The organism is Bradyrhizobium vignae (assembly GCF_004114425.1).
Taxonomy (GTDB): domain Bacteria; phylum Pseudomonadota; class Alphaproteobacteria; order Rhizobiales; family Xanthobacteraceae; genus Bradyrhizobium; species Bradyrhizobium vignae.
The window spans coordinates 1-1,425 of record NZ_RDQF01000143.1 but is presented as its reverse complement, the minus strand read 5'-3'; the positions used below and the strand labels follow the sequence as shown (position 1 = coordinate 1,425).

Annotated in this window: 1 protein-coding gene; it reads right to left on the bottom strand. The window is 63.0% G+C overall.

Going from position 1 to position 1,425, the window contains the following annotated elements:
• Window positions 1–127: 127 nt before the first annotated feature.
• Complete coding sequence (locus tag EAV90_RS39140; RefSeq protein ID WP_129146477.1) at window positions 128–1,324, bottom strand: IS256 family transposase; 1,197 nt, start codon at window positions 1,322–1,324, stop codon at window positions 128–130.
• Between the last annotated feature and the right edge of the window lie 101 nt (window positions 1,325–1,425).

Below are 1,425 nucleotides of genomic sequence, written 5' to 3'. Positions count from 1 at the left end.
TGATCATGGGGTCCGGCCGAGCCATCCCCTCGGAGCCGCCGTCGCTCGCTTGCCCAAAAGCGCAGCGCTGGCGAGCGACGGCGGCGGAGAGGGGTGGCGTGCATCCCCTTGGTGGGCCTGAGCATCGTCAGGCCGCCTGGCGTAACGCCTCCTTCTTGTGTTCCTTGAGCAGGTCCATGTTGAGATAGCGATGATCCTCGAGCCAGGTCTCGTGACGCTCGACGGTCAAGGCGCGCACCAGCCGCAAGCAGCTCTCGGCATTGGGGAAGATCCGCACCACGTAGGTGCGCCGCCGGATCTCCTCGTTGAGTCTCTCCAGCATATTGGTCGACTTCATGTGTTTGCGGTGCGCCAGCGGCAGGCGGAAGTAGGTGAGCGTCTCCTCGATGTTCTCTTCCACCCAGCCGGTGAGCTTGGGGTACTTGCCGCCCCATTTGCCGAGCCAGGCGGCCAGATCGCGCCGGACCTCCGAGAGGTCGCGCCGGTCGTACATCCATCTGAGCTCCAGCAGGCAATCGTCATCGACCTTCCGAGGCACATAGTCGAGCGCGTTCCTGAGGAAGTGCACATAACAGCGCTGCCAGAACACGCCGGTGAGAACTTCGGGAATGGCCTTCTTCAAGCCCGGATGATCATCGGAAACGACGAACTCGACGCCATGCAGGCCGCGGGCCTTCAGGCCTTCCAAAAACTCCTTCCAGCTCGATCGGCTCTCCCGGTTGGCGAGATCAACCGCGAGCACCTGACGCCGGCCCTCCCAGTCGACCCCGATCGCGATCAGCACCGCCTGGCTCGCGATGATGCCATCGTCCCTGACGCGCTCGTAACGGGCGTCCAGGATCAGATAAGGGAACGGCTCCTTGAGCTTGCGCTCGCAGAACGCCTTCAGCGACGCATCCAGCCGCTTGTTGATCGCGCTGATCGCCGAGGCCGAGAAGGCATGGCCCACCAGCTCCTCGGTGACCTGCTTCACCTTCCGGGTCGAGACCCCTTGCACGTACATCTCGGCCAAGGCCGCCACCAGCGCCTTCTCCGAGCGCTGGTAGCGCTCGAACAGCTCGGTCGAGAACCGTCCCTGCCTGTCCTGCGGCACCTTCAGCTCGATCTTGCCGACCCGGGTGATCAGCGAGCGGGAATAGTAGCCGGAGCGATAGCCAAGCCGCCCCTCGCTGCGCTCCCCTTTCTCCGCACCCAGCGTCTCCGTCATCTCGGCTTCGAGAATGTCCTGCACCGCACCCTGGATCAGCGGCTTCAGGAACTCCTTGTCCGACCTCAACAACTCTTTGACTGCAGAGACATCCGTCCTAATCTTCGTCACGGTCATGGCGGGTCCAAGCTCCTCTACGAGCGGTGATCTTCGCAATCACCGGACTTACCATGACCGCTTCAGCCTCTCAGCTTTTGCAGAACCTCCCGCACACTACC

Excerpts from the sequence above, each read along its gene's own strand:
- EAV90_RS39140 (WP_129146477.1), bottom strand. The coding sequence starts at position 1,324 with ATGACCGTGACGAAGATTAGGACGGATGTCTCTGCAGTCAAAGAGTTG.